This is a genomic window from Halopseudomonas aestusnigri, from assembly GCF_002197985.1.
Classification (GTDB): domain Bacteria; phylum Pseudomonadota; class Gammaproteobacteria; order Pseudomonadales; family Pseudomonadaceae; genus Halopseudomonas; species Halopseudomonas aestusnigri.
Genome location: NZ_NBYK01000001.1, coordinates 332827 through 359375, shown reverse-complemented (window position 1 = coordinate 359375; position 26549 = coordinate 332827). Strand labels below are relative to the sequence as shown.

The following is a 26549-nucleotide window of genomic DNA, read 5'->3' as shown; positions in this document are numbered from 1 at the left end:
TTAGATGCAAAAAGTACTAGTTGCCAACCGAGGTGAAATTGCCCTGCGTGTGATCCGCGCGTGCAAGGAACTCGGTCTGAAAACCGTGGCAGTGCACTCCACTGCCGACCGCGAGCTGATGCACCTGGCCATGGCAGACGAAACCGTCTGCATCGGCCCGGCACCGGCGACCGACTCCTACCTGAATATTCCGGCGATCATCAGCGCTGCAGAGGTCACCGGCGCTGACGGTATCCACCCCGGCTACGGCTTCCTCGCCGAGCGTGCGGACTTTGCCGAGCAGGTTGAAAACTCCGGCTTTACCTTCATCGGCCCGAGCGCCAGCGTTATCCGCCTGATGGGTGACAAGGTCTCCGCGATTGCCGCCATGAAGGAAACCGGCGTACCCACCGTACCCGGCTCAGATGGTCCGCTGCCGGAAGACGAAGCCGAGTGCCTTAAGATTGCCCAGCGCGTCGGCTACCCGGTCATCATCAAGGCCGCGGGTGGCGGTGGCGGACGCGGCATGCGCGTTGTGCATGAAGAATCCGAGCTGATCAAGTCGATCAAGCTGACCCAGGTTGAAGCGGGCGCAGCCTTCGGCAACCCGATGGTTTACCTCGAGAAGTTCCTGACCAATCCGCGCCACGTGGAAGTGCAGGTACTGTCGGACGGTCAGGGCAATGCCGTTCATCTGGGCGACCGCGACTGCTCGCTGCAGCGCCGCCACCAGAAGATCATCGAAGAAGCGCCAGCACCAGGTATTGACGAGAAGGCGCGCGCCGAAGTTCAGGCTCGCTGCGTTCAGGCCTGTATCGATCTGGGCTATCGCGGCGCAGGCACCTTCGAGTTCCTGTATGAAAACGGCGAGTTCTATTTCATCGAAATGAATACCCGCGTACAGGTTGAGCATCCGGTTTCGGAAATGGTCACCGGCATCGACATCGTCAAGGAACAGATCCTTGTCGCATCGGGTCAGCCGCTGAGCATTCGCCAGGAAGATGTTGTCATTCGTGGCCACGCGATCGAGTGCCGCATCAACGCTGAAGATCCGAAGACCTTTATGCCCAGCCCGGGCACGGTCACTTTCTTCCACGCTCCAGGCGGCAACGGCATCCGTGTCGACTCACACCTGTACAGTGGCTACAAGGTTCCGCCGAACTACGACTCGCTGATCGGCAAGCTGATCGCCTACGGCGCGACCCGCGATGAAGCGCTTGCACGTATGCGCAATGCCATCGACGAGCTGGTAGTAGACGGCATCAAGACCAATACCGCACTGCATCGTGAACTGGTACGCGACCCCGGCTTCTGCAAGGGCGGCGTCAACATTCACTATCTGGAGCACAAGCTGGCAGGGAAGTAACTGCAAGCTGCAGGCTCACAGCGTATTATCTGCACCATTCGGGGGAGCGAATTATCGCTCCCCTTCTTTTTCTGCTGATCTTGCAGCTTGAAGCTTGCCGCTTACAGCTGCTCCAAAGGAGCCCCCATGTCCTGGCTGCAACTGCGTCTTGCCATCACCCCCGAACAGGCCCCCACGCTGGAAGATCAGCTACTGGAACTCGGCGCTGTGTCGGTCACCTTTATGGATGCCGAAGACCAGCCCATCTTCGAGCCGGACCTGGGCACCACCCCGCTGTGGTCAAACACCCACCTGCTCGCGCTGTTCGAAGCAGACACCGACCCGGAAGCACTGCTGCAGCATCTGCGCCTGCTGTGGCAGGCCGAGCTGCCGCCGCACGAGCTGGAAAAAATCGAGGATCAGGACTGGGAGCGCAGCTGGATGGACAATTTCCACCCCATGCGTTTCGGTGAGCGTCTGTGGATCGTCCCCAGCTGGCATGCAGCGCCAGAGCCCGACGCGGTCAACCTGTTGCTGGACCCCGGTCTGGCGTTCGGTACCGGTACCCACCCGACGACATCACTGTGCCTGCAATGGCTGGACGCTCAGCAGCTGCAAGGCAAGACGCTGATCGACTTCGGCTGCGGCTCAGGTATCCTGGCCATCGCCGGCCTGTTGCTCGGCGCAGAGCACGCCGTCGGTACCGATATCGACATTCAGGCACTCGAGGCCTCGCGCGACAACGCCCAGCGCAACCAGATTGCCGATGACCGCTTTGATCTCTATCTGCCCGAGCAGATGCCGGATACACCGGCTGATGTGCTGGTGGCCAATATCCTCGCCGGCCCGCTGGTCAGCCTGGCGCCGCGTCTGGCCAGCCTGGTAAAACCCGGGGGCCTGCTGGCCCTGTCCGGTATCCTCGCGGAACAGATCGACGAGATTCTGCAGGCTTACCGCGACGACTTCGAGCTGGACCCGGTCGCCAACCAGGAAGGCTGGATTCGGGTCAGCGGCCGTCGCCGGTGACAGCCCGCCCCTGATCCGGGCAGAATACCGACTCGAACAGCAAACCTCCGCAACAGGACAGCCGGCCATCCATGAGTGAACTGCAGGTCACCCAGTGCCCCTTCTGCAAGACGCACTTTCGTCTGACTCATGAGCAACTGCATGCCGCCGCAGGGCATGTCCGTTGCGGCGCCTGCCTCAAGGTGTTCAACGCCTTGCCTCAGAGCCCGATGGCAGACCTGCCGGCAGCGCCCGAACGGCCCGCGAGCTCCCATCGGGAGGAATTTCTGATCCATGACGACCTGGAACTGGACGACCTGGATCTGGAAGCCCTGGGTCTAGACGAGTCCATTCTCGACGAGATCAATCCATCTGCAGCGGGCAACCCACCTCCGGCAACCGACGACGTCGACCCTGCAGATGACGTGACGCCGGCCCTCGGTGCAACCGACGCCAGGATCGGAGCCAGCCTTGACGCACTGATTGAAGATGAGCCGGATCTCGACGAATCCTTTCTGGCGACGCCACCGGCGCGTGATATCGGCCCGTTAAGCGCCAGTCGCTCGACCGCCGACGATACCGCCTCAGCGCCGGCACAGGCGGTGCCGTTCACACCCCTCATGCCCGACGACCGCATCGTGTCGCAACCGGACGACACCGACGAGCCGACACGCCGTGATCGCAGGGAGCCCGCGTTCTCAGTGGTGCCCGATACGGAGACGGACAGCGTACCGGCAGAGAGAGAGCCGGCCTTTGGCGATCTGCTGCATCTGCCGGAGCTGGAAGATGAGCCCTTGCCGTTCGAAGCACCACTTAGCCGACGTCGCGCACGCCACAACTGGCTGTGGGGCATCCTGTGTCTGCTCGCAATAGCGGCTCTGGTCACCCAGGCTGCGCTGTACAACCTCGATGCGTGGGCACGCAATGCGCAACTGCGTCCCGCACTGGAGAATATCTGCCTGATTGCCGGCTGCCGCCTGCCTGCGCGCGTCGACATCAGCCAGATTCGCAGCAGCAACCTGCTGGTCCGCCCGCACCCGGAGTTTCCAAACACGCTGGACATCAATCTCATCATCTACAACCGGGCCGATTTCGACCAGCCATTCCCGGTCATCCGCATGGCATTCAGCGATAGCCGCGGCCGCGTCACAACGACCCGCGACTTTCGTCCTACCGAGTACCTGGCCGGCGAGCTGGCGGGGCGCACCCTGATGCCGTCGCAGACGCCGATACATATCGCCTTGAGCATGGTCGCCCCTAGCCAGCAGGCAACCAGCTACCAGTTGGACTTCGTCACGCCCTGAGCCTTTCGTCGGCGCGCACCGCTGGCTGTCGCGCGGTGCCGCCAATTGGCCTAAACTCGCTGGTCAGCTGTACAAAAAACACCCAGAACAGTCTTTAACCGGTCATGCTTTGCGGGTATCATGTGCGCCCTTTTCGCCCATCTTCGCCCTGAGCCAGAGCGGACGGGATACAGCGACCCGCCAGCCGCACTGAAAACCGACAGTACAGGGATGGACCAGCAGTGATCAGTATCGGACCCTATCAACTCGCCAATCGTGTGATTCTGGCCCCGATGGCCGGCGTTACCGATCAGCCCTTCCGGCAGCTGTGCCGGCGACTGGGTGCAGGGCTGGTTGTGTCCGAAATGGTGACCAGTGATACCCGGCTGTGGAACAGCCGCAAATCACGTCTGCGTCTGGTGCATGAGGGTGAGCCCGAACCACGCTCGGTGCAGATTGCCGGTGGCGATCCCGAGATGATGGCACAGGCGGCGCGGATGAACGCCGAGCTGGGCGCACAGATTATCGACATCAATATGGGCTGCCCGGCAAAGAAGGTTTGCAACAAGGCCGCCGGCTCCGCACTGCTGCGTGACGAGCCGCTGGTTGCAGCCATCTGCGAGGCCGTGGTTCAGGCCGTTGATATTCCCGTCACCCTGAAAATCAGGACCGGCTGGGATCCGGAGAATCGCAACGCCCTGCGGGTAGCCCGGATTGCCGAAGACAGTGGCATTCAGGCGCTTGCCGTGCATGGCCGCACCCGCTCCGAGCTATACACCGGTCACGCCGAGTACGACACCATTGCCGCAGTCAAGCAAAGTATCCGTATCCCGGTATTCGCCAACGGCGATATCACCAGCCCGGACAAGGCCCGCCAGGTCCTGCAGCACACTGGAGCCGACGCCGTGATGATTGGCCGTGCCGCCCAGGGCCGCCCGTGGATCTTCCGCGAGATTGACCACTTTCTGCGTACAGGCCAATACCTTCCGCCCGCGTCACTTGATGAGCAGCAGCAGATTCTGACCAGCCATCTGAGCGCACTGCATGCCTTTTACGGCGACGAGCACGGCGCCCGTATAGCCCGCAAGCACGTCAGCTGGTATCTGCAAACCCTGCCCGGCGCCGCCGAGTTTCGCAGGGAGTTCAACCGTATTACCGATGCGCACCAGCAACACGTCGCCATCGCGCATTACTTCGCCCGGCTGCTGGAAGGAGATCTGGCAGCATGATTTACGACACCACCCTACCTGATGGAAGCCACACCGTGAGTGACAGCAGTCAATCCATCATCCCGGCAACCGGGATTGATGACATCCGCACCCCGAGAACGCTGCGCGACAGTGTCGAAGAGGCCCTGCACAACTATTTCCAGCATCTCGAAGGCCAGGACGTTACCGACGTCTACAACATGGTGCTGTCCGAGGTCGAAGCACCGCTGCTTGAGAGCGTGATGAATTACGTCAAGGGCAACCAGACGCGAGCCTCGGAAGTGCTGGGCCTGAACCGCGGAACGCTGCGCAAGAAGCTGAAACAGTACGGACTGCTCTGAAGCTGCCAGCCAGAATCGTCTCCACTTGAAGCTTGAGGCTTGTAGCTTGAAGCTGATTTTTTGAACCTAGCCTGGATCCAAGATGACCGATCAAACTACCCGCCTGCCGGTACGCCGCGCACTGATCAGCGTTTCCGACAAGACTGGCATCGTCGACTTTGCCCGCGAGCTGACCGCCCAGGGCGTTGAAATCCTCTCCACCGGTGGCACCTACAAGCTCCTGTGCGAACAGGGCATCAAGGCTGTTGAAGTAGCCGACTACACCGGCTTTCCGGAAATGATGGACGGCCGGGTCAAGACCCTGCATCCGAAGATCCACGGTGGTATCCTCGGTCGTCGCGACCTCGATGGCGAGATCATGGCCCAACACGGCATTCAGCCCATCGACATGGTAGTGGTAAACCTCTATCCGTTCGCCGCCACCGTCGCCAAGCCCGATTGCACCCTGCCCGACGCCATCGAGAACATCGACATTGGTGGCCCGACCATGGTTCGCAGCGCAGCGAAGAACCACAAGGACGTCGCCATCGTCGTCAACGCCAGCGATTACGACAGCATCGTGGAAGCCCTGAAGAGCGGCGGCCTGACCTACGCCCAGCGCTTTGACCTGGCCCTGAAGGCGTTTGAGCACACCGCTGCCTACGACGGCATGATCGCCAACTACCTCGGCACCATTGAGCAGACCCGCGACACCCTGAGCACCGAAGACCGCGCCACCTTCCCGCGCACCTTCAACAGCCAGTTCATCAAGGTGCAGGACATGCGCTACGGCGAGAACCCGCACCAGGCCGCAGCCTTCTATAAGGAAGCTGCCCCAGCCGAAGCCAGCATCGCCACCGCGACCCAGCTGCAGGGCAAGGAACTGTCCTACAACAACGTGGCCGATACCGACGCCGCGCTGGAATGCGTCAAGAGCTTCACCAAACCGGCCTGCGTCATCGTCAAGCACGCCAACCCCTGCGGCGTGGCGGTGGTCCCGGAAGACGAAGGCGGCATCCGCAAAGCCTACGATCTGGCCTGGGCAACCGACAGCGAATCCGCCTTTGGCGGCATCATTGCCTTCAACCGTGAGCTGGACGGTGCCACCGCCGCCGCCATCGTTGAGCGTCAGTTCGTTGAAGTCATCATCGCCCCGCGCATCAGCGCCGAAGCCCGTGCTGCGGTCGCCGCCAAGGCCAACGTGCGCCTGCTGGAATGCGGCGAATGGGGCACCGAGCGCCAGGCAGACTGGGACTACAAGCGCGTCAACGGCGGCCTGCTGGTGCAGAGCCGAGATATCGGCATGATCACCGCAGACGACCTGAAGGTGGTTACCAAACGCGCGCCGACCGAACAGGAAATCCACGACCTGGTGTTCGCCTGGAAAGTCGCCAAGTTCGTCAAATCCAATGCCATCGTCTACGCCAAAGGCCGCCAGACCATCGGTGTCGGCGCCGGCCAGATGAGCCGCGTCAACTCCGCCCGCATCGCCGCCATCAAGGCCGAGCACGCAGGCCTGCAGGTCGCCGGCGCGGTCATGGCATCCGATGCGTTCTTCCCGTTCCGCGACGGTATCGACAACGCCGCCAAGGTGGGCATCAGCGCCGTTATCCAGCCCGGCGGCTCCATGCGCGATCAGGAAGTGATTGACGCAGCCGACGAAGCAGGCATGGCCATGGTCTTCACCGGCATGCGCCACTTTAGGCATTAATAGCCGCTGAAAGCTGGAGGCTAAAGGCTGGAAGGCCAACCACGCGCATCAGTACCGGAGCGGAGCACAAACCTCCGCCTCTAGCACGCAACCAGACCTTCCAGCCTCAAGCCTTCAGCGTTCAGCCTGAAGACCTCTCAACAGAGCAGAATGCACAATGAATATATTGATTATCGGCAGCGGCGGACGTGAGCACGCGCTGGCGTGGAAGGTGGCGCAGGACGAGCGCGTCGAGAAGGTATTTGTCGCTCCGGGTAACGCCGGCACCGCGATTGAGGCCAAGTGCGAAAACGTCGCCATCGACGTGCTGGAACTGGACAAGCTGGTTGCCTTTGCCAAGGACAACGTCAGCCTGACCATCGTCGGCCCGGAGGCCCCGCTGGTCGCCGGCGTCGTTGACCGCTTCCGCGAGCACGGCCTGCCCTGCTTTGGCCCGACTGCCGGGGCTGCGCAACTGGAAGGCTCCAAGGCCTTCACCAAGGACTTTTTGGCCCGTCACCAGATTCCAACTGCCGAGTACCAGAACTTCACCGAGATCGAGCCCGCGCTGGCCTACCTGCGCGAGAAAGGCGCACCGATCGTCATCAAGGCCGATGGCCTGGCTGCTGGCAAGGGCGTGATCGTTGCCATGACGTTGCAGGAAGCCGAGGATGCCGTGCGCGACATGCTGGCCGGCAACGCCTTCGGCGAAGCAGGCTCACGCGTGGTCATTGAGGAGTTTCTCGACGGCGAAGAGGCCAGCTTCATCGTCATGGTCGACGGCGAACACGTGCTGCCGATGGCGACAAGCCAGGACCACAAGCGCGTTGGCGACGGCGATACCGGCCCCAATACCGGCGGCATGGGCGCCTACTCCCCTGCCCCGGTGGTGACCAACGAGGTCCACCAGCGGGTCATGGAACAGATCATCTGGCCGACCGTGCGCGGCATGGCTGCCGAAGGCAACGTCTATACCGGCTTCCTCTACGCCGGTCTGATGATCGACGCCGACGGCAAGCCCAAGGTCATCGAGTTCAACTGCCGTTTTGGCGACCCGGAAACCCAGCCGATCATGCTGCGCCTGCAATCAAGCCTCGTCACCCTGGTTGAAGCAGCCAATGCGGGTACCCTGGATCAGGTCAGCGCCCAATGGGATCCGCGTTGCAGTCTCGGCGTTGTGCTGGCTGCCGGCGGCTACCCCGCCGACTACGCCAAGGGCGACGTCATCAGCGGACTGGACGAGGCCGTCAGCGACAATGGCAAGGTGTTCCATGCCGGCACTGCGCTGAAGGATGGCCAGGTCGTTACCAGCGGCGGTCGGGTCCTCTGCGCCACCGCGCTTGGCGAGACCGTCAAGGCCGCCCAGCAGGGCGCCTACGAGCTGGCCCGACAGATAAGCTGGAAAGGGAGCTTCTACCGCAGCGATATCGGCTACCGCGCCATCGCCCGGGAGAGCTGAACAAGGCACGGCCGGACAGGAGACTGTCCGGCCGTTGCATTTCTGCAGGCAGATGGCTGCGCTATACTGGCCGACGCATTGTATCAACCGGACACCAGAACCAAGGACAGGACTCAATCGTGAAGCAGATCAGCTCGTTGATACTCGCCCTGACTCTGGGTATCGCCTTCACGTTCACTACCTGGATCGACAAGGTACAAAGCGGCACGCCCGCTTATCGAACCTATGTCGACGCCAGCGGCGAGCTGCTGCTGCAGGACATCCTGTCCAACCGCTACGCCAACCGCTTCGTACCCGCACCTTCCGCGCCTCTTAGCCTGCCCGGCAATGAGGGTGCGCTGTGGGTCGAAGTCCGTCTCGACAACGTCGAGAACCGATTACTGATCCTCGAAAACCCCAGCATCGCGCTGATCGAGGTCTATCGATTGCAAAACGGCGAGGCCAGCCACCTCTATCGCACGGGCAGCCGGATGCCTGCCGATACCCGGCCATTGCCATTTTATGGCTTTGCTTTCCCGCTTGATGCCAGTACCAGCGCTGGCGACACCCTGATTCTGCGTCTGCAGAACGATTACCCGCTGAGCACCCGAATCGAGCTACTGGACGTCAAGGAAGCCTCGGCACGCCACAGCATGCAGCAGACGCTCCAGGGCATTCTGGTCGGTCTGATGCTGGCCCTGGTGCTGCACTGTCTGTTGCACGGCGTGCTGGGACGCGACCCGTTCCACCTGCTACTGGGCGGTGCAAGCCTGCTGATATCGATCAGCAGCCTGAGTGGTTTGAGCTGGATTGCCGAGGCTATGCCGCGACTGTACGGTCATCCCGGCGAAATCGTGCATCTCAGCGCCTATCCGCTGCTGGCCCTGCTGACGTGCTCGCTGCTGGGTAACGACAGCCGTCGCAATCGACGTCATGCCATTTACGCAGCGGCGGTCGTCACGGCACTGCTGACAGCCGGCTGCGCAGTGTTCCCGTCGCTCTCGCGTCTGCTCATCCATACCGTTCACATCGGCCTGCCTGCGGCCCTGCTGTTGCTTGCGTATTGGGTAAGCATCCGCGAGCAACGTCTGGACGTCCCCTTCACCAGTGCAACCTGCCTGCTCCTGGGTAACGGCCTGATGGAGGCCATGGCTGGCCAGCAACAGCCTGAGGCCTATCTGGCCGAGCTGCTGCTCTGGAGTGCGCTGGTGGGTTACAGCTGGAGCCTTTATCGCCGCCTGCAGGGGATCATCAGTCGCCGCGCCCGCGACCGCCAGGACAGCGCAACCGCACGTGCCGAGCAACGCGCCAAGGCCGAGTTTCTGGCACGTATCAGCCACGAAATCCGGACGCCGATGAACGGTGTTCTGGGCATGAGTGAACTGCTGCTTGATACCGCACTGTCCGCCAAACAGCGTGATTACGTGCAGACCATCCATGGCTCCGGCAACGACCTGCTCAACCTGATCAACGAAATTCTCGACATGTCGCGGCTGGAGTCCGGTCAGTTGACCCTCGAGCGGGTGCAGTTCGATCTGCATGCGCTGGTCAACGATTGCCTCGATATCTACCGCGCCCGCGCCGAAGGACAGGGCATTGAACTAATCGGCTTCGTCCACCCAGAGGTACCTCGCACCCTTCAGGGCGACCCAACACGCCTGCGCCAGATCCTGATGAACCTCCTTGCCAACGCTCTGCACTATACGGAACAGGGTGAGGTGCTGCTGGTGGTCGGAATGGAACAGAAAGATGGCGCCCCTCAGCTGCGCTTTGCAATTCAGGACACCGGCGCCGGCATGCCGGAAGATGCGTGCAACAGTCTGCTCAACAGCGATTTCAAGGTCACCCGCTTCCTCGATCAGTCCGATACTGACGGCAAGTTGCCACTGGTGATCACCCGCCAGTTGATCGGCATGATGAAGGGCCAACTCGGCATCAAGTATGCCAACGACCAGGGCACCACCGTCTGGTTTACCCTGCCGGCAAGCAGCATCGATGCAGGGCTTGACGCAGACACGGATGGCAGCAGCCTGACTGACCGCAATGTGCTGATCGTTGACGACAACGCCACCTGCCGCAAGGTCCTGCAACAGCAGACCGCGGCCTGGGGAATGCGCGCGCAATGCGCATCCAACGGTCGCGAGGCACTGGCCCTGCTGCGCAGCCAGGCCAACCTGGGCAATCCGTTCGAAATCATTCTGCTCGATCAGTCGATGCCCGGCATGAGCGGCGTTGAACTGGCCGCCCGTATCAAGGACGACCCGACTATAAACAGCGATCTGCTCATCATCATGCTGACCGGAATCAATCAGGTACCCAGTCGGGTCATTGCCCGCAATGCCGGTATTCGCCGGATTCTCAGCAAACCGGTTGCCGGCTATACCCTGCGCACCACTCTGATAGACGAGTGGGCACAGCGCCGTACCCCGGCCCAGGACAGCAGTGACCGCGACCAGCCGGTCGCGACCCGGGAGGAAAACCACTTCAGGGTTCTGGTCGCCGAAGATAACGCGATTTCAACCAAGGTCATTCTCGGCATGCTGGCAAAGCTGCAGGTGTCTGCCACAGCGGTGGATAACGGCGCCAGAGCGCTGGAGGCAGTGCAACAGCAGCCCTTTGACCTGGTACTGATGGACTGCGAAATGCCCGAAATGGATGGTTTCACCGCTGCCGAACGCATACGCCAGTGGGAGCAACGCACTGGCAGCCAGCCGATTCCAATCATCGCCCTGACCGCCCATATCCTTCCCGAGCACCGCGAGCGGGCACGCAAGGCCGGCATGAACGGCCATATGGCAAAACCGGTGGAGCTGAGCCAGTTACGCGAACAATTGCAACACTGGCGCGAACTCAAAGCCGAGAGCGACCTGTCCCTGCTCTGAAGTTCCCACCTCTAACAGGCCGACGCGGCGGCATAGTCGGCCCACCAGCGCATCCAGATTTCGTTCAGCATGACGGAGCCCTCCGTGAATTGCAGTGGCGCCTGACGACGCCACCTGATAATCACTGTAGGCAGAGAATGCGCTCACGGCCATTCGAAAACGGCTATCAGCACAATAGCCCCGTTGCTTCTAGCCGCGACGGGCCGGCTTGCGCTTGCCGCCTGACGGCTTGCCGACCCCCTTCCCTGCGCCCTTGCCCGCGCCAGTCTCGCGCGGCGGCAGGCCGGTATGCTGGGTGAGCACGCGCCCGGCCTTCTTGCTGCCGGCGGGTGTCGAGTTCTTGCGGCGGGCGCTCTGGTATCCGGCCACTGCGGGCTGGAATGCCGGAATCAGCTGATGCTTGCCGTTGCCAATCAGATCAGCGCGACCCATATTGGTCAGCGCCTCGCGCAGCATCGGCCAGTTGTTCGGATCGTGATAGCGCAAAAAAGCCTTATGCAGGCGCCGCTGGCGCTCGCCCTTGACGATATTCACGCCGTCGCTCTTGTAGGTGACCTTGCGCAGCGGGTTCTTGCCCGAGTGATACATGGCCGTCGCAGTCGCCATCGGTGATGGGTAGAACGCCTGCACCTGATCAGCGCGGAAGCCGTTGCGCTTGAGCCAGAGCGCCAGGTTCATCATGTCCTCATCGGTAGTGCCCGGATGCGCGGCGATGAAGTACGGGATCAGGTACTGCTCCTTGCCCGCCTCTTTCGAGAACTTCTCGAACATCTGTTTGAAGCGATCGTAGGAGCCGATGCCCGGCTTCATCATCTTGGTCAGCGGCCCTTCTTCGGTGTGCTCCGGTGCAATCTTCAGGTAACCGCCCACGTGGTGGGTGACCAGCTCCTTGACGTACTCCGGCGACTCCACCGCCAGGTCGTAACGCAGCCCGGAGGCAATCAGAATCTTCTTCACCCCCGGCAGATCACGAGCCTTGCGATACAGCGAGATCAATGACGAGTGATCGGTGTTGAGGTTCTCGCAAATACCGGGGAACACGCAGGATGGCTTGCGGCAGGCAGCCTCGATTTCCGGGCTTTTGCAGGCGATGCGATACATGTTGGCCGTTGGCCCGCCGAGATCGGAAATCACCCCGGTAAAGCCGGGAACCCGGTCGCGAATTTCTTCGATTTCGCGGATGATCGAGTCGTGCGACCGATTCTGTATGATCCGCCCCTCGTGCTCGGTGATCGAGCAGAAGGTACAGCCACCAAAGCAGCCACGCATGATGTTGACCGAGAAACGAATCATTTCGTAAGCCGGAATGCGCGCATCACCATAGGCCGGATGCGGAACACGGGCGTACGGCAGACCGAACACGTAGTCCATCTCTTCAGTCGACAACGGAATTGGCGGAGGGTTGAACCACACGTCGCGGTCACCATGGCGCTGCACCAGAGCCCGGGCGTTGCCCGGGTTGGTTTCCAGATGCAGCACGCGGTTGGCGTGAGCATAGAGAACCGGATCGCCTTTGACCTTATCGAACGCAGGAAGGCGGATCACCGTGCGGTCACGCTCCAGGCGCGGATGCGGCAGCAGCTCGACTACCTGAACATCATCGTCACTTTGCTGGTCCGGGCCCTTGGCCTGCTCTACAGCACAGGCTGCTGTGTCCTGAGTATTGACGTAGGGATTGATGATCTTGTCGATCTTGCCAGGGCGATCGATGCGGGTCGAATCCAGCTCGAACCAGCCCTCGGGGGTATCACGACGCACAAAGGCAGTGCCACGCACGTCGGTAATACTCTGGATCGGCTCGCCGCGGCTCAGTCGATGGGCCACCTCGACGATCGCCCGCTCGGCGTTGCCGTAGAGAAGAATATCGGCCTTGGCATCGATCAACAGCGAATGGCGAACCTTGTCCTGCCAGTAGTCATAGTGGGCGATGCGGCGCAGCGATGCCTCAATCCCGCCGAGCACAACCGGCACGTCCTTGAACGCCTCACGGCAGCGCTGGCTGTAGACCAGGCTGGCACGATCCGGGCGCTTGCCGCCACTGCCACCGGGCGTATAGGCGTCATCGGAGCGCACCTTGCGGTCAGCCGTATAGCGATTGATCATCGAGTCCATATTGCCGGCCGCCACACCAAAAAACAGGTTTGGCTTGCCCAACTTCATGAAGTCATCTTTGCTGTGCCAGTCTGGCTGGCTGATGATACCAACGCGGTAACCCTGCGCCTCGAGCAGCCGCCCGATAATGGCCATGCCGAACGACGGATGGTCGACATAGGCGTCGCCGGTAACAATGATCACGTCGCAGCTGTCCCAGCCGAGCAGGTCCATCTCCTCCCGACTCATCGGCAGGAAAGGCGCCGGGCCGAAGCACTCGGCCCAGTAACGCGGGTAGTCGAACAGTTGGTGCTTCGCGACCGGGATGCTGACCGCCATGCTTACTCCTCCCCGTAACCGGAATAGGAACCGGGTGCGAGGTTTTCAAAACGGGTGTATTTGCCCAGAAACGCCATCCGTGCCGTGCCGATGGGGCCGTTACGCTGCTTGCCGATGATCAGCTCGGCGATACCCTTGTCCTGGGTATCTGGGTGATAGACCTCATCACGGTAGACGAACATGATCACGTCCGCGTCCTGCTCGATCGCGCCGGATTCCCGCAGGTCAGAGTTGATCGGGCGCTTGTTCGGGCGCTGCTCCAGCGAGCGGTTAAGCTGCGACAGCGCAATAACCGGTACGTTGAACTCTTTGGCCAGCGCCTTGAGCGAGCGGGAAATTTCGGAAATCTCGTTGGTCCGGTTTTCCGAGCTGGCCCCACCAATGCGCATCAGCTGCAGGTAGTCGATCATGATCAGGCCAAGATCACCGTGCTCGCGCACGATACGACGCGCGCGGGTGCGCATCTCCATCGGGGACAGGCCAGCGGTGTCGTCAATGAACAGCTTGCGGTCATTCAGCATATTGACCGCCGAGGTCAGGCGCGGCCAATCCTCATCGTCCAGACGGCCGGAACGCACCTTGGTCTGATCAATACGCCCAAGCGATGAGAGCATACGCATGATCAGCGACTCTCCCGGCATCTCGAGGGAGAACACCAGTACAGCTTTATCGCTGCGCATCACTGCATTTTCGACCAGGTTCATCGCAAAGGTAGTTTTGCCCATCGACGGACGACCGGCGACAATAATCAGGTCAGCCGGCTGCAAGCCCGACGTCATGTTGTCCAGCTCGGTAAACCCGGTGGACAGGCCGGTAATCGAGCCTTCACTGTTGAACAGGGTATCGATTCGGTCAATGGCCTTGGTCAACAGGCTGTTGACGCCCTCTGGGCCACCGGTCTTGGGGCGGCTTTCAGCAATCGAGAAAATCTTGCGCTCGGCTTCATCGAGCACTTCGGTCGCCTGCATTCCCTTGGGATTGAAGGCGGTGTCGGCAATTTCGGTGCTGACACTGATCAGTTGCCGCAACGTTGAACGCTCACGAATAATCTGCGCGTAGGCGCTGATGTTGGCAACCGAAGGGGTATTTTTGGCCAGTTGACCGAGATAGGCGAGCCCGCCCACCTGATCAATCAGACCTTCCTTGTCGAGATCTTCCGCCAGCGTGACCACGTCGAATGGCTGGTTGCGCGAGGCCAGGCGCACCAGCGCCTTGAAGATCATTCGGTGATCGTGCCGATAGAAATCACTTTCGCTGAGCAGCTCTGAAACGCGCTCCCAGGCCATGTTGTCCAGCATGACCCCGCCCAGCACAGCCTGTTCGGCCTCAATGGAGTGCGGCGGCACCTTCAATGCTGCGGTCTGCAGATCGAGTTCCGGATGTTCGCTATACAGTGTGTCAGTCATGAAAGGGCGCTCAAAACGGCTGGTACAGAAATGCAACACGGCGCCTGTCCGGAGACAGGCGCCGTGTGACAAGTCTAACGAGAATGCACCGGCAAATCACCCGCCAAGGGCGAGCACTGCCAGTGCGACCCGTTATCAGCCGGCTACAACAACCAGCTTGACGGTGGTTTCAACGTCAGTGTGCAGCTGCACGACGACATCGAACTCACCTACGTTGCGCAGCGCGCCGTCGGGCAGACGAACTTCGCTCTTCTCAATGGCAACGCCAGCTGCGGTAACGGCATCGGCGATGTCGCGAGTACCGATGGAACCGAACAGTTTGCCCTCTTCGCCAGCGTTGGCGGCGATGGTAACAGTCAGTTCAGCCAGCTGAGCGGCACGGGCGTCAGCCTCGGCCTTCTTCTCTGCAGCCAGTTTTTCCAGTTCGGCACGGCGTGCTTCGAACGCAGCAACGTTTTCAGCGGTAGCCGGAGTAGCCTTGCCGAAAGGCAGCAGGAAATTGCGAGCGTAACCAGCCTTGACAGCGACTTTGTCGCCCAGGTTACCCAGGTTCGCGATCTTTTCGAGCAGGATAACTTCCATTGCGATGACCTCTTAAATTCAACCTTGACCGTTTGAGTCATCGTTTCCACTGGCGCCGGAAGCCGGCTGCAAGCGGGAACGGAAATCAAACAGACTATCAATAAACGCCAAAAACATGATCAGGGGGTACAGCACTTGCCAGACAAAAATCAGCGTCGCGTAAAGCACCACCAGCGGGCCGATACCCAGCCGCTTGATACCGACAACGCCATGCACCAGCGCCAGTCCGGCAAACAGCAGCGGCACTGTGGCAATCGGTGCAAGCATTGCCAGCCCATCAAACTGCGGGCCAACAAACACCAGCAAGGCCAAAACGATGCTCATCCACGGTGCCAAGCGCAAACGGTGAAACTCGTCGCGAAACCCGCCAGGGTTGAACAACCGGGCTTGCCAGCTGCGCGCGAGAATCAGGCACACCAGTGTCATGGCTGCGTGGGTAGCCCCCATCAAACCGGCCAGCAGGGGCACCATAAGTGCCTGCAGGCGGGCCAGTGCAGCCTCGTCGACTTCTGCGCTCAACTCGGTCAACATCTGCGGCAGCGCAGAGCGAATCTGATCTGCCACCTCTTGCAACGGGCCCTGCAGGGTAACCAGCAGTACCAGTGCAAAAACCAGCCCGAGCGGCGCAGTCGCCATCGTCACCAGCGACCACTCACTGCACTGGCGCAACAACAGCGCCAACGCCGAACAGCCCAACAACACCATCAGCGGGGTGGGATCACCCAACAGCGCCCAGGCAACTGCAGGCAAGGACGCCCAAACCAGCACCGGGAGGCCTTCCGACCACCCGCGGCGCAACAGCACCAACGCCATTGCCACCGCACCAAACCAGAACAGCATGGGTACTGCGACCGACAAACCCACCACCAGTGTGGCTTGTCTGCGACCGCGCATGATGAACTCAGCCAGCCCCTGCATGCCGATTCGGTTTCCTGATCAATTACTTTTGGCTACCAATTAACGACCGTGGCCGTCGGTGTAAGGCAGCAGAGCCAGGTAGCGGGCGCGCTTGATAGCAACGGCCAGCTGACGCTGGTACTTAGCCTTGGTACCGGTAATGCGGCTCGGGACAATCTTGCCGGTCTCGGTAACGTAGGCCTTCAGAGTGTTGAGATCCTTGTAATCGATCTCTTTAACGCCTTCAGCGGTGAAACGGCAGAACTTTCTGCGGCGGAAAAAACGTGCCATGGCAGCGTCTCCTTAATTCTGGAATGGGAACTGAAAAAACTTACTCGTCGTCACCGTTGTCATCGGTGTCATTGCTGTCAGCGTTATCGCCGGAGTCATTGTCGTCGTTGCGCTCGCGACGCTCGCGACGCTCACCACGACCACTCTCTTCAGCCTTGAGCATGTCGGACTGTTCGGTAACGGCTTCGTCACGACGGATGACCATGTTACGGATAACGGCATCGTTGTAACGGAAGTTTTCAGTCAGCTCTTCCAGTGCTTTGGCGCTGCACTCAACATTCATCATGATGTAGTGAGCTTTGTGAACCTTGTCGATCGGGTAAGCCAGTTGGCGGCGGCCCCAGTCTTCCAGACGGTGCAGTTTGCCGCCGTCTTCTTCGATCAGCTTGGTGTAACGCTCAACCATCGCGTTAACCTGCTCGCTCTGGTCCGGGTGAACCAGAAATACGATTTCGTAATGACGCATACAAGCTCCTTACGGGTTATAGCCAGCTGCCCAAACAGTCTGGCAAGGAGTGGAACATAGGGTTTGGGGCGCACATCATAGTGAACGGCCGCCTAGCTTGCAAGGGAAATGCCAGCAAGACGCAACTCTTGGCTGGAAGCTGGAAGCTGGAAGCTGGAAGCTGGAAGCTGGAAGCTGGAAGCTGGAAGCTGGAAGCCAATAGTGTGGGTGGGAGGCTAGCTACCCTGCAAGGGTTGAGTTACACCGACGGCGCCCTCGGCACCGTCGGCATCCAGATCAGCTCGATGCGCCGCGCTGGCGTACCGCTTCAAACAGGCAGATGCCAGTAGCGACCGAGACATTGAGACTGCTGACACTGCCGGCCATCGGCAGCTTGGCCAGATAATCGCAGTGCTCACGGGTCAGACGACGCATACCCGCGCCCTCCGCGCCCATAACAATCACCGACGGAACGGTGAAATCCACATCATAAATAAGTTGTTCCGCTTCGCCGGCAGTACCAACCACCCACAGCCCGCGCTGCTGCAACTGCTTCAGCGTACGACTGAGATTGGTTACAGCCACCAGCGGCACAGTCTCCGCTGCGCCGCAGGCCACCTTGCGTACCGTCGGATTCAGGGTCGCGGAGCGATCCTTGGGCACAATCACGGCGTGCGCTCCGGCGGCATCCGCACTGCGCAGGCAGGCGCCGAGATTATGCGGATCAGTCACACCATCCAGCACCAGCAGCAATGCCGGACCATCGAGCCTGTCCAGCAGATGCCCCAGCATCTCCTCGGACCACAGCTGACTGGGCGATACTTCTGCCAGAACGCCCTGATGAACGCCATCTGCCTGGGCATCCAGCTCATCGGCCGCCAACCGAACAACACTTAGTCCGGCCTGTTCCGCCTCGGACAAAAGCCGCTGCTGACGCTCATTCAGACGACCGGACTGAATTATCAGACGCTTTACGCGCTTGGGGTGACGCTCAATCAGCGCCTGCACGGCATGTACGCCGAACACCCGTTCAAGATCACTCATCAAACTGCACTCACCCTATCGCGACTTGCGCTTTCGCGGGCCGCGACTTGTCGGCGCCGCACTCTTGCCATCCGCCTTGCCATCCGACGGAGCCTTTGCGGGCCGAGCAGTCTTGCTCCGCGAACTCCCTCCCGGCTTACCGGAGCTGGCGTCGGAGCGCCCCTTGCGCGGGGCCTTGCCACGCGGCGCCACCTCTCCGGCGGCACGACGGGCATCAGCGAGCAGCTTTTCACGCATGGCGCGACTGGCCGTTACCTGACGTTCCACAGGGGCCTGTGGCGCATCTGCCGCCATCTCAAAGTCGATCTTGCGATCATCAAGATCAACCCTGGCCACCTGAACCCGTACCGAGTCGCCCAAACGGAAGCGGCGACCGGAACGCTCGCCGATCAGCGAGTGATGCACCGCATCAAATTCGTAGTAGTCGGCAGGCAATGCAGTAATGTGCAGCAACCCTTCCACATAAATATCTGTGAGCTCGACGAACAACCCGAAGCTGGTGACCGCAGTAACCAAACCATCAAAACTGTCACCGACGCGATCCTGCATGAACTCGCACTTGAGCCAGCTCACCACATCGCGAGTCGCCTCGTCGGCACGCCGCTCATTCTGGGAACACTGCTCGCCCAGCTCGACCAGACGCTGATGGTCATAGGGATAGATTTTCGCCTTCGGAATCACGCCGGCGCCGGCGCGACGCACCAGAGAGGTATTACGACGCGAGCGAATGACACTGCGAATGGCGCGATGCACCAGCAGGTCCGGATAGCGACGAATGGGCGAAGTGAAATGTGTGTAGGCCTCGTAGTTGAGACCAAAGTGCCCGGCATTGTCCGGGCTGTACACTGCCTGACTGAGCGAGCGCAGCATCACCGTTTGAATCAACTGGGCATCGGGACGACCCTGGACGCGCGCGAGCACTGCTGCATAGTCTTCCGGCGTCGGATCACCCTTCTTGCGGGTCAGACTCAGGCCGAGCGAGTTGAGAAACTCGCGCAAACGCTCGATTTTTTCCGCCTGCGGACTGTCATGCACACGATACAGCCCCGGCAGCTCAAGCTCCTGAAGGAAGCGCGCAGTCGCCACGTTGGCGCACAACATGCATTCCTCGACAATCTTGTGCGCATCATTGCGCGTTGTCGGCAAAATCTCGACGATCTTGCGATCATCTCCAAACACCATGCGCGTTTCGGTCGTTTCAAAATCGATCGCCCCGCGCCCCTGGCGCGCCTTGGCCAGGGCCTTGTAGAGCTCGTACAGGTTTTCCAGATGGGCAACTACCTCGGAATACTCGTCACGCAGCGCCTTGCCTTCACGACTGCGCGGATGTTCAAGCATGCTGGAGACCTTGTTGTAGGTCAGGCGCGCATGCGAGTGGATAACCGCCTCGTAGAACTCGAAGTCAGTCAGCTCGCCACTCTTCGACACGGTCATTTCGCAGACCATGGCAAGGCGATCAACATGCGGATTCAACGAGCACAGCCCGTTGGACAACTCCTCAGGCAGCATCGGAATGACCTGACTGGGGAAGTAGACCGAGGTACCTCGCAGCTCGGCCTCTTCATCCAGCGCCGAGCCCAGCGGCACGTAGTGCGAGACATCCGCAATGGCAACATAGAGCTTCCAGCCACCCGAGAACAGACGCCAGCCGCTGGCCTTATGCGGCTCACAGTAAATCGCATCGTCAAAGTCACGCGCATCTTCGCCGTCAATGGTGACCAGCGGCAGATGGCGCAGATCAACCCGCTTCTGCTTGTCCTTTTCGACCACATGATCTTTCAGCAGAGCGGCCTCTTTCAGCACCGCCTCGGGCCACTCGCTGGGGATATCGTAACTGCGCAGCGCAACTTCAATTTCCATCCCGGGCGCCATATAGTCGCCCACCACCTCAATGACCTCACCCTGGGCCTGACGACTCGGGGTCGGCCAGTGGGTAATGCGTACTTCGGCATATTGACCATGCTTTACACCGCCCTTGGCAGTGGGAGCGATCAGCACGTCCTGATTGATACGAGCGTTATCGGCGACGACATAGCCTATGCCGTCTTCCTCGTAGTACCGGCCAACCAAAATTTCGTGCGCGCGGGAGATCACTTCGACTACCGCACCTTCGTTGCGCCCGCGCCGGTCGACCCCAGTGATGCGCACCAACGCGCGATCACCGTCGAAGACCAGGCGCATTTGCGACGGGCCCAAGAAGATATCACCGCTACTGTCGTCGGGAATCAGGAAACCGAAGCCATCGCGATGCCCCTGGATACGTCCGGGAATCAGATCCAGCTTGTCGACTGGCGCATAAGCGCCGCGACGGGTATAGATTACCTGCCCGTCGCGCTCCATGGCGCGCAGACGGCGGCGCAGCGCCTCGACACTGTCTTCGTCGGACAGGCCGAACTCCTGCTGCAACTGCGCACGGGTCGCAGGCGCGCCACGGGACTCCAGCAGATGCAGGATCAGTTCGCGGCTCGGAATGGGGTTATCGTACTTTTCGGCTTCGCGCCGAGCTTCCGGGTCGAGATGACTCCAGTCCTTGGTCAAATCGAGATCGGGGGAAGCGTTTGAGGTGGTCGACCGAGAGGTCGAACCGGGGGATTTCGTCTTTTTCGTCATAGGGCCCTATTGAACCGAAAATGAAGCCTGCATGCACCTGTTTAAAAAAATAATTTTTCCGTGCCGGGGGTTTACAAGTGCGCCGGGACTATCTAAGATTCGCGCCGTCAGCAGGAAACAGCTACTGCAACGAACTTCGGTTCAGCATAGCAGGTCCGCATGACATGCCCAGGTGGTGAAATTGGTAGACACGCTAGCTTCAGGTGCTAGTGGCCTTACGGCCGTGGAAGTTCGAGTCTTCTCCTGGGCACCAATTTCGAAAATCGGATTATCTTCTCTCGATTTTCAACAGCAGTAAATCGCCCAGGTGGTGAAATTGGTAGACACGCTAGCTTCAGGTGCTAGTGGCCTCACGGCCGTGGAAGTTCGAGTCTTCTCCTGGGCACCAATTTCATAAAAGAACCGAGCCTTGCGCTCGGTTTTTTTGTGCCTGCAAATCCCCCTCCCCCGCAGACAACACGCAACACCGCCACCCTCTTGCGCAGACCGCCAGGCACCCCAAACAAAAAAGGCGCCCCGCAGGACGCCTTTTCAGCACCGAACCAATAACCGCGTCAGAATACCTGACGCAGAATCACTGTTTCGTTGCGATCAGGGCCGGTCGAAATAATATCGATCGGCGCACCAACCAACTCTTCGATGCGGGCGATATACGCACGCGCGGCAGCCGGCAGCCCCTCAATGGTCTTGATGCCCAGAGTAGACTCCTGCCAGCCCGGCATATCCTCGTAAACCGGCTCCAGACCAATGTAGCTGTCTGCATCGGTCGGAGCCTCAAGCACATCACCGGCCGCATTGCGATAGCCGACACAGATACGAATCACATCCAGACCGTCCAGCACGTCCAGCTTGGTCAGGCAGAGGCCACTGATACTGTTGATCTCGATGGCGCGGCGCAGGATGACTGCATCGAACCAGCCACATCGGCGAGCGCGACCGGTTGTCGAACCAAACTCGTGACCCCGCTCGGCAAGCCGGCTACCCACATCGTCAAACAGTTCGGTCGGGAACGGACCGGAGCCCACGCGCGTGGTGTAGGCCTTGGTGATACCCAGCACATAATCCAGATACAGCGGACCAAAACCGGAACCGGTCGCAGTACCACCAGCCGTGGTGTTGGAGCTGGTAACGAAGGGATACGTGCCGTGATCGATATCCAGCAGCGAACCCTGAGCACCCTCGAACATGATATTCGCACCTTCGCGACGCAGTTCGTGCAGGCGCGAGGTTACATCGGTCATCAGCGGCGCCAGCCACTCGGCATAGCCCATCGCCTCATCCAGCGTTTTCTGGAAATCGATCGGATCAACCTTGTAGTAATGCTGCAGCGCGAAGTTGTGATAGTCGAGCACCTCACCCAGCTTGGCAGCGAAACGCTCGCGGTGGAACAGATCCGCCACGCGCAGGCCGCGACGCGACACCTTGTCCTCGTAGGCCGGCCCGATACCGCGACCGGTAGTACCGATCTTGGCTTCGCCGCGAGCCTTCTCGCGCGCCTGATCCAGGGCTACGTGATAAGGCAGGATCAGCGGGCAGGCGGGGCTAATGCGCAAACGTTCGCGAACCGGCACACCCTTGGCCTCAAGCTCGGTCAGCTCCTTGAGCAGCGCTTCGGGCGACAGCACAACGCCGTTACCGATAAAGCACTGGACGTTGTCACGCAGAATCCCGGAAGGAATCAGGTGCAGTACGGTTTTCTCACCATCGATTACCAGCGTGTGACCGGCGTTATGCCCGCCCTGATAACGCACTACTGCAGACACCTGATCGGTCAGCAGGTCGACGATCTTGCCCTTGCCTTCATCGCCCCACTGGGTCCCCAGGATGACAACATTCTTACCCATGTTCAGCCCATGCCTCACTAGAAATAAAATGACCTTTCGGCCTTGTAATCACGAATTCAGTTCGACTACCTGCCAACCACCGCCCGAATAGGCAAGCCGCCGGTTACAGCCATGCTGCGCAGCCTCGGCATCCCCTTGCCCGGGCAGCGCCACTATTACGCGCTCACCCTGAGCCCGCAGCCCGGCAACCACATCCTGCAAATCCGCCTCAGCGCTGTGCGGCGCCCAAATTGAAGCAGGGACGCCGGCATCAGGCAGTTCGCCGCGCTGGACCAGAAAACGCAGATCAGTGGAGAAGCCGGTGGCCGGACGGGCACGACCGAAGTCGCGACCGATATCGTCGTAACGACCACCCTGAGCCACACTCTGACCGATACCTGGTACAAACGCTGCAAACACCACCCCGGTGTGGTAATGATAGCCACGCAACTCACCCAGGTCGAAATACAGCGGCACATCCGGATAACGACGCGTCAGTACCTGGGCAACCTCAGCCAGATCATCCAGCGCAGCCATGACCGACTCGGGAGCACCATCGAGCAACGCATGAGCCCGGTCAAGCACCTCGACCCCACCGGACAACTCAACCAGACTGCACAGCATGGCCCCGATAGACGCCTGCAGCAGACCTCCGACCAGAGCTGCCACCTCATCGGGCGCCTTGCGCTGCAGCGCATCAAACAGTGCCTGCTCGGTAGCCTCGTCCAGATTTGCAGCCTGCACCAGACCACGATAGATACCGACATGCCCGAGGTCCAGGTGAACACCCTTTACCCGACAGACCGCCATGGTCTCAAGCATCAGGGAAATGACTTCGATGTCACTGGCACTCGACGCGTCCCCGTACAATTCCGCACCCAGCTGAATCAGGCTGCGAGAGGTAGACAGCGGTCGTGGCAGGGTATGCAGTACGCTACCGCAGTAACAGAGACGGGAAGGCCCTTCCGCCCCCAGCGTGTGCGCATCGATGCGCGCTACCTGAGGGGTAATATCCGCCCGCAAGCCGAGCATGCGACCGGACATCTGGTCGATCATCTTGAACGTCTGCAGCTCAAGATCGTGACCGGCACCAGTCAGCAGGGATTCGAGGTATTCGATATGCGGGGTAATGACCAGGTCATAGCCCCAGCGGGAGAACAGATCCAGCAACTGCCGACGGGCTGACTCGATACGCACCGCCTCGCGGGGCAGCACCTCGTCGATGCCATCGGGCAGCAACCAGCGATCTACAGTAGGCATTTTCAGAACCTTTCATACAGGGTGACGAGGGGGAGGACTATAGCCCTGCCCACATCACGCCACCTGGCGAACCAGATACAGACACAGGGTACCGAGCACCATACTGGCAAGCGCTGCCAGTCGAACCTGACGCGGACTCAGGTCGCCGATACCACTCATCATTCGTTGCCAGCGCTCAGGCACCAGAAAGGGCAGGATACCCTCGAGTACCAGCACCAGGCACAGCGCGGTAAGAAAATCCTGCCACATGCGAGCCTCTTCCAGCGCCGACCCGCCAGCCATAGGCGTGGAGCGGTCACAAAAAAGCCGGGATTTCCCGGCTGCGCAAGTGTAACACGTTTTACGCAGCAGACACCCGGGCATTCAGCCAATTTAACGTTACGCCGACAGCAAAACGGGCCACCTGTCGGGTGACCCGTTTTATGGTTCTAATCAGCCTGTCAGGGATTGGCCTGATTGCCCTGCATGTATCTGAAGAACTCGCTTTCCGGATCCAGCACCAGCATGTCGGACCGCTCCGCGAAACTCTCACGATAGGCCTGCAGGCTACGCGTGAAGGAGTAAAACTCAGGATCCTTGTTATACGCCTCGGCGTAGATGGCTGCGGCCTTGGCATCACCATCACCACGAATCTTTTCGGACTCACGGAAGGCTTCAGCCAAAATTACGCGCTGCTGGCGATCCGCATCCGCACGAATACCCTCTGCCAGTTCCGCGCCCTTGGCTCGATGCTCGCGCGCCTCACGCTCACGCTCGGTACTCATGCGGTCAAAGACGCTGCGATTGACCTCCGCAGGCAGGTCAATCGCCTTGACCCGAACATCCACGACCTCGATACCCAGCTCGCGGCGAGCATTCTCGTCGAGGGTCGCAGAAATGTCGGCCATCAACTGGTCACGCTCGCCCGAAACCACTTCATGCAACGTGCGGCGAGCCACCTCGTTGCGCAGACCGGATTCGAGCTGACGCGACAAACGCTCCTCCGCGATGGCACGCAGGCCGGATGTAGCAGTGTAGAAACGCTGAACATCGGCAACGCGCCACTTGGCGTAGGAATCCACCATCAATGCCTTCTTCTCCAGCGTCAGGTAACGCTGGGTAGCAGTATCAAGGGTGAGCAGGCGACCATCAAAAATCTGGGCCTCCTGCACGAACGGCAGCTTGAAGTGGAGTCCAGGCGCTACATCACTCTGCACCACCTTACCAAACTGCAGCACGATGGCGCGCTCGGTCTGGTTGACCACGAAGAAGCTGTTCCAGCCAACGATCACTACCGCCAGCAGACCAATCAAACCCATCAGAGACTTGTTACTCATCAGCGAGACTCCCTGGAACGCAGATCGCGCTGCTGCGATGTAGTTGAGCGTGTCGAAGCGTCGCCCTGCGACATCGACGGCAGACTGGAAGCACCGGTAGCAGACGATGTCGAACCACCTTGGCCGATCATCTTGTCCAGCGGCAGGTAAAGCAGGTTGTTACTGCCCTCGCCACCCGCGATCAAGACCTTGCTGGTATTACTCAACACATCCTGCATGGCGTCCAGATAGAGGCGCTCGCGCAACACGCCCGGCGCAGCCTGATACTGCCCCAGCAACAGATCAAAGCGCTGAGCTTCACCCTCTGCCCTCGCGATCACCTCATCGTGGTAACCGCTGGCTTCCTCGAGCATGCGTTGGGCGCGACCACGGGCCTCCGGGATAACCCCATTGGCATAGGCTTCAGCCTGGTTGCGAGCACGCACCTCGTCTTCCTTGGCACGAATCACGTCGTCGAAAGCATCCTGCACCTCGGCCGGTGCCTGGGCATTCTCGATGTTTACCTGAGTGACGGTAATACCGGTGTTGTAGGCGTCAAGATAACGCTGAAGCCGCTCGGTCACCTCTACCGCCATCTGCTCACGACCTTCGGTCAACACCTGGTGCATCGGCGTGGAACCCACCACATGACGCACGGCACTCTCGGTAGCATGGCGCAGACTGGTTTCCGGATCTTCCACCTTGAGCACGAAATTTTCCAGATTGGAAATGCGGTACTGAATTGCGACCGGTACCTCAACGATGTTCTCGTCCTCGGTCAGCATCTGCCCCTTCTGGCGATAGGAACGCACCTGGGTGACATTGCGCTGAAACTTGCTTTCCACTGGCGGGAAATACAGGTGCAGACCAGGGCCGACGGTCCGGTGATACTCACCGAAGCGCAGAATCACGGCCTGCTCCTGCTCATTGACCATATACACAGCCTTGAACGCCCAGAAACCCAGCACCACAACCAGCGCCAGCCCCCAGATCCAGCCAGGAACACCGGCACCACTGCCGTTGCTGCGGTCAGACCCGCCATTACCGCTGCGCTTGCCCGAGCCAAACAGATTATTCAGGCTGTCCTGCAACTTGCGCAGCGCCTCGTCCAGATCCGGCGGACCTTGCTTGCCGCCGCGATTACCGCCGCGATTGCCGCCGCTACCCCAAGGGTCCTGGTCGTTTGAATTATTGCCGCCACCAGGCTCATTCCAGGCCATAGCGTTCTCCGTTGTCTGTAACGTTCAAGGTCAGGGAGTTGCCCCGTAACCGGGTAACATCCTACCGTAAAGGGCACGACGGACGCGAACCGCGCC

General features: G+C 60.3%; 21 protein-coding genes and 2 tRNA genes. 10 read left to right on the top strand and 13 right to left on the bottom strand.

The genetic code is table 11. The features are described from left to right. The first annotated feature begins 4 nt into the window (after positions 1–4). From accC to B7O88_RS01665, 8 genes are all read left to right on the top strand, one after another. On the top strand, positions 5–1345 hold the full coding sequence (accC, locus tag B7O88_RS01700) for an acetyl-CoA carboxylase biotin carboxylase subunit (protein WP_088273459.1): 1341 nt from the start codon (positions 5–7) through the stop codon (positions 1343–1345). 126 nt (positions 1346–1471) lie between these two features. Then, positions 1472–2350 carry a 50S ribosomal protein L11 methyltransferase gene (gene prmA, locus B7O88_RS01695; protein WP_088273458.1) on the top strand — a complete coding sequence of 293 codons (879 nt, stop codon included), beginning with the start codon at positions 1472–1474 and terminating at the stop codon, positions 2348–2350. A 71-nt stretch (positions 2351–2421) separates the two neighbouring features. Then, a complete protein-coding gene (locus tag B7O88_RS01690; RefSeq protein WP_088273457.1) occupies positions 2422–3633 on the top strand; it encodes a DUF3426 domain-containing protein in 1212 nt (403 codons plus the stop codon). Between the two features lie 221 nt (positions 3634–3854). Then, a complete protein-coding gene (gene dusB / locus B7O88_RS01685) occupies positions 3855–4841 on the top strand; it encodes a tRNA dihydrouridine synthase DusB (RefSeq protein WP_160003120.1) in 987 nt (328 codons plus the stop codon). Continuing rightward, positions 4838–5161: a DNA-binding transcriptional regulator Fis gene (gene fis / locus B7O88_RS01680; protein ID WP_088273456.1), complete on the top strand. Its 324-nt coding sequence runs from the start codon at positions 4838–4840 to the stop codon at positions 5159–5161. The genes dusB and fis overlap by 4 nt, the downstream gene beginning before the upstream one ends. Before the next feature lie 82 nt (positions 5162–5243). Next, entirely contained in the window at positions 5244–6851 is a 1608-nt protein-coding gene (gene purH, locus B7O88_RS01675) for a bifunctional phosphoribosylaminoimidazolecarboxamide formyltransferase/IMP cyclohydrolase (protein ID WP_088273455.1), read from the top strand. 157 nt (positions 6852–7008) lie between these two features. After that, positions 7009–8289, top strand: coding sequence for a phosphoribosylamine--glycine ligase (gene purD, locus B7O88_RS01670; protein WP_088273454.1), 1281 nt, complete (start codon positions 7009–7011; stop codon positions 8287–8289). Between the two features lie 119 nt (positions 8290–8408). Next, positions 8409–11150 (top strand): response regulator, encoded by a 2742-nt coding sequence (locus B7O88_RS01665; RefSeq protein ID WP_160003119.1) that lies wholly within the window; start codon positions 8409–8411, stop codon positions 11148–11150. A 189-nt stretch (positions 11151–11339) separates the two neighbouring features. Here the strand turns inward: B7O88_RS01665 and B7O88_RS01660 are convergent, their stop codons facing one another. From B7O88_RS01660 to rnr, 8 genes are all read right to left on the bottom strand, one after another. Next, positions 11340–13580 (bottom strand): YgiQ family radical SAM protein, encoded by a 2241-nt coding sequence (locus B7O88_RS01660; protein ID WP_088273452.1) that lies wholly within the window; start codon positions 13578–13580, stop codon positions 11340–11342. A gap of 2 nt (positions 13581–13582) precedes the next feature. Continuing rightward, the gene (gene dnaB / locus B7O88_RS01655) at positions 13583–14986 is read right to left on the bottom strand and encodes a replicative DNA helicase (RefSeq protein WP_088273910.1); all 1404 of its coding nucleotides are present in this window, start codon (positions 14984–14986) and stop codon (positions 13583–13585) included. Positions 14987–15121: 135 nt separating this feature from the next. Continuing rightward, positions 15122–15568: a 50S ribosomal protein L9 gene (gene rplI, locus B7O88_RS01650; protein ID WP_088273451.1), complete on the bottom strand. Its 447-nt coding sequence runs from the start codon at positions 15566–15568 to the stop codon at positions 15122–15124. Between the two features lie 18 nt (positions 15569–15586). Next, the gene (locus B7O88_RS01645) at positions 15587–16486 is read right to left on the bottom strand and encodes a YybS family protein (RefSeq protein WP_088273450.1); all 900 of its coding nucleotides are present in this window, start codon (positions 16484–16486) and stop codon (positions 15587–15589) included. 39 nt (positions 16487–16525) lie between these two features. Continuing rightward, positions 16526–16756, bottom strand: a complete 231-nt coding sequence (gene rpsR, locus B7O88_RS01640) for a 30S ribosomal protein S18 (protein ID WP_083723771.1) — start codon at positions 16754–16756, stop codon at positions 16526–16528. A 40-nt stretch (positions 16757–16796) separates the two neighbouring features. Beyond that, a complete protein-coding gene (gene rpsF / locus B7O88_RS01635; protein WP_088273449.1) occupies positions 16797–17222 on the bottom strand; it encodes a 30S ribosomal protein S6 in 426 nt (141 codons plus the stop codon). A gap of 276 nt (positions 17223–17498) precedes the next feature. After that, entirely contained in the window at positions 17499–18245 is a 747-nt protein-coding gene (rlmB, locus tag B7O88_RS01630; protein ID WP_088273448.1) for a 23S rRNA (guanosine(2251)-2'-O)-methyltransferase RlmB, read from the bottom strand. 15 nt (positions 18246–18260) lie between these two features. Then, complete coding sequence (gene rnr / locus B7O88_RS01625; protein ID WP_235005701.1) at positions 18261–20783, bottom strand: ribonuclease R; 2523 nt, start codon at positions 20781–20783, stop codon at positions 18261–18263. A 238-nt stretch (positions 20784–21021) separates the two neighbouring features. Here rnr and B7O88_RS01620 point away from each other — a divergent pair. Both B7O88_RS01620 and B7O88_RS01615 read left to right on the top strand, forming a co-directional pair. Next, positions 21022–21108: transfer RNA gene (locus tag B7O88_RS01620), tRNA-Leu, on the top strand. Between the two features lie 48 nt (positions 21109–21156). Next, a tRNA-Leu gene (locus tag B7O88_RS01615) sits at positions 21157–21243 on the top strand. Positions 21244–21409: 166 nt separating this feature from the next. Here B7O88_RS01615 and B7O88_RS01610 read toward each other — a convergent pair. The 5 genes from B7O88_RS01610 to hflK all read right to left on the bottom strand — a co-directional run bounded on the left by B7O88_RS01610 (position 21410) and on the right by hflK (position 26453). Next, the gene (locus tag B7O88_RS01610; protein ID WP_088273446.1) at positions 21410–22699 is read right to left on the bottom strand and encodes an adenylosuccinate synthase; all 1290 of its coding nucleotides are present in this window, start codon (positions 22697–22699) and stop codon (positions 21410–21412) included. Between the two features lie 48 nt (positions 22700–22747). Then, positions 22748–23938, bottom strand: a complete 1191-nt coding sequence (locus B7O88_RS01605) for an ATP phosphoribosyltransferase regulatory subunit (protein WP_088273445.1) — start codon at positions 23936–23938, stop codon at positions 22748–22750. Between the two features lie 54 nt (positions 23939–23992). After that, positions 23993–24187, bottom strand: coding sequence for a DUF2065 domain-containing protein (locus B7O88_RS01600; protein WP_088273909.1), 195 nt, complete (start codon positions 24185–24187; stop codon positions 23993–23995). Positions 24188–24378: 191 nt separating this feature from the next. Beyond that, positions 24379–25254: a protease modulator HflC gene (hflC, locus tag B7O88_RS01595; protein ID WP_088273444.1), complete on the bottom strand. Its 876-nt coding sequence runs from the start codon at positions 25252–25254 to the stop codon at positions 24379–24381. Then, entirely contained in the window at positions 25254–26453 is a 1200-nt protein-coding gene (gene hflK / locus B7O88_RS01590; protein ID WP_088273443.1) for an FtsH protease activity modulator HflK, read from the bottom strand. The genes hflC and hflK overlap by 1 nt, the downstream gene beginning before the upstream one ends. Between the last annotated feature and the right edge of the window lie 96 nt (positions 26454–26549).

What these genes read in the sequence shown, in the direction of transcription:
- accC (WP_088273459.1), top strand. Translation starts at nt 5, where the DNA reads ATGCAAAAAGTACTAGTTGCCAACCGAGGTGAAATTGCCCTGCGTGTG.
- prmA (WP_088273458.1), top strand. Translation starts at nt 1,472, where the DNA reads ATGTCCTGGCTGCAACTGCGTCTTGCCATCACCCCCGAACAGGCCCCC.
- B7O88_RS01690 (WP_088273457.1), top strand. Translation starts at nt 2,422, where the DNA reads ATGAGTGAACTGCAGGTCACCCAGTGCCCCTTCTGCAAGACGCACTTT.
- fis (WP_088273456.1), top strand. Translation starts at nt 4,838, where the DNA reads ATGATTTACGACACCACCCTACCTGATGGAAGCCACACCGTGAGTGAC.
- purH (WP_088273455.1), top strand. Translation starts at nt 5,244, where the DNA reads ATGACCGATCAAACTACCCGCCTGCCGGTACGCCGCGCACTGATCAGC.
- purD (WP_088273454.1), top strand. Translation starts at nt 7,009, where the DNA reads ATGAATATATTGATTATCGGCAGCGGCGGACGTGAGCACGCGCTGGCG.
- B7O88_RS01660 (WP_088273452.1), bottom strand. Translation starts at nt 13,580, where the DNA reads ATGGCGGTCAGCATCCCGGTCGCGAAGCACCAACTGTTCGACTACCCG.
- dnaB (WP_088273910.1), bottom strand. Translation starts at nt 14,986, where the DNA reads ATGACTGACACACTGTATAGCGAACATCCGGAACTCGATCTGCAGACC.
- rplI (WP_088273451.1), bottom strand. Translation starts at nt 15,568, where the DNA reads ATGGAAGTTATCCTGCTCGAAAAGATCGCGAACCTGGGTAACCTGGGC.
- B7O88_RS01645 (WP_088273450.1), bottom strand. Translation starts at nt 16,486, where the DNA reads ATGCAGGGGCTGGCTGAGTTCATCATGCGCGGTCGCAGACAAGCCACA.
- rpsR (WP_083723771.1), bottom strand. Translation starts at nt 16,756, where the DNA reads ATGGCACGTTTTTTCCGCCGCAGAAAGTTCTGCCGTTTCACCGCTGAA.
- rpsF (WP_088273449.1), bottom strand. Translation starts at nt 17,222, where the DNA reads ATGCGTCATTACGAAATCGTATTTCTGGTTCACCCGGACCAGAGCGAG.
- rlmB (WP_088273448.1), bottom strand. Translation starts at nt 18,245, where the DNA reads ATGAGTGATCTTGAACGGGTGTTCGGCGTACATGCCGTGCAGGCGCTG.
- B7O88_RS01610 (WP_088273446.1), bottom strand. Translation starts at nt 22,699, where the DNA reads ATGGGTAAGAATGTTGTCATCCTGGGGACCCAGTGGGGCGATGAAGGC.
- B7O88_RS01605 (WP_088273445.1), bottom strand. Translation starts at nt 23,938, where the DNA reads ATGCCTACTGTAGATCGCTGGTTGCTGCCCGATGGCATCGACGAGGTG.
- B7O88_RS01600 (WP_088273909.1), bottom strand. Translation starts at nt 24,187, where the DNA reads ATGTGGCAGGATTTTCTTACCGCGCTGTGCCTGGTGCTGGTACTCGAG.
- hflC (WP_088273444.1), bottom strand. Translation starts at nt 25,254, where the DNA reads ATGAGTAACAAGTCTCTGATGGGTTTGATTGGTCTGCTGGCGGTAGTG.
- hflK (WP_088273443.1), bottom strand. Translation starts at nt 26,453, where the DNA reads ATGGCCTGGAATGAGCCTGGTGGCGGCAATAATTCAAACGACCAGGAC.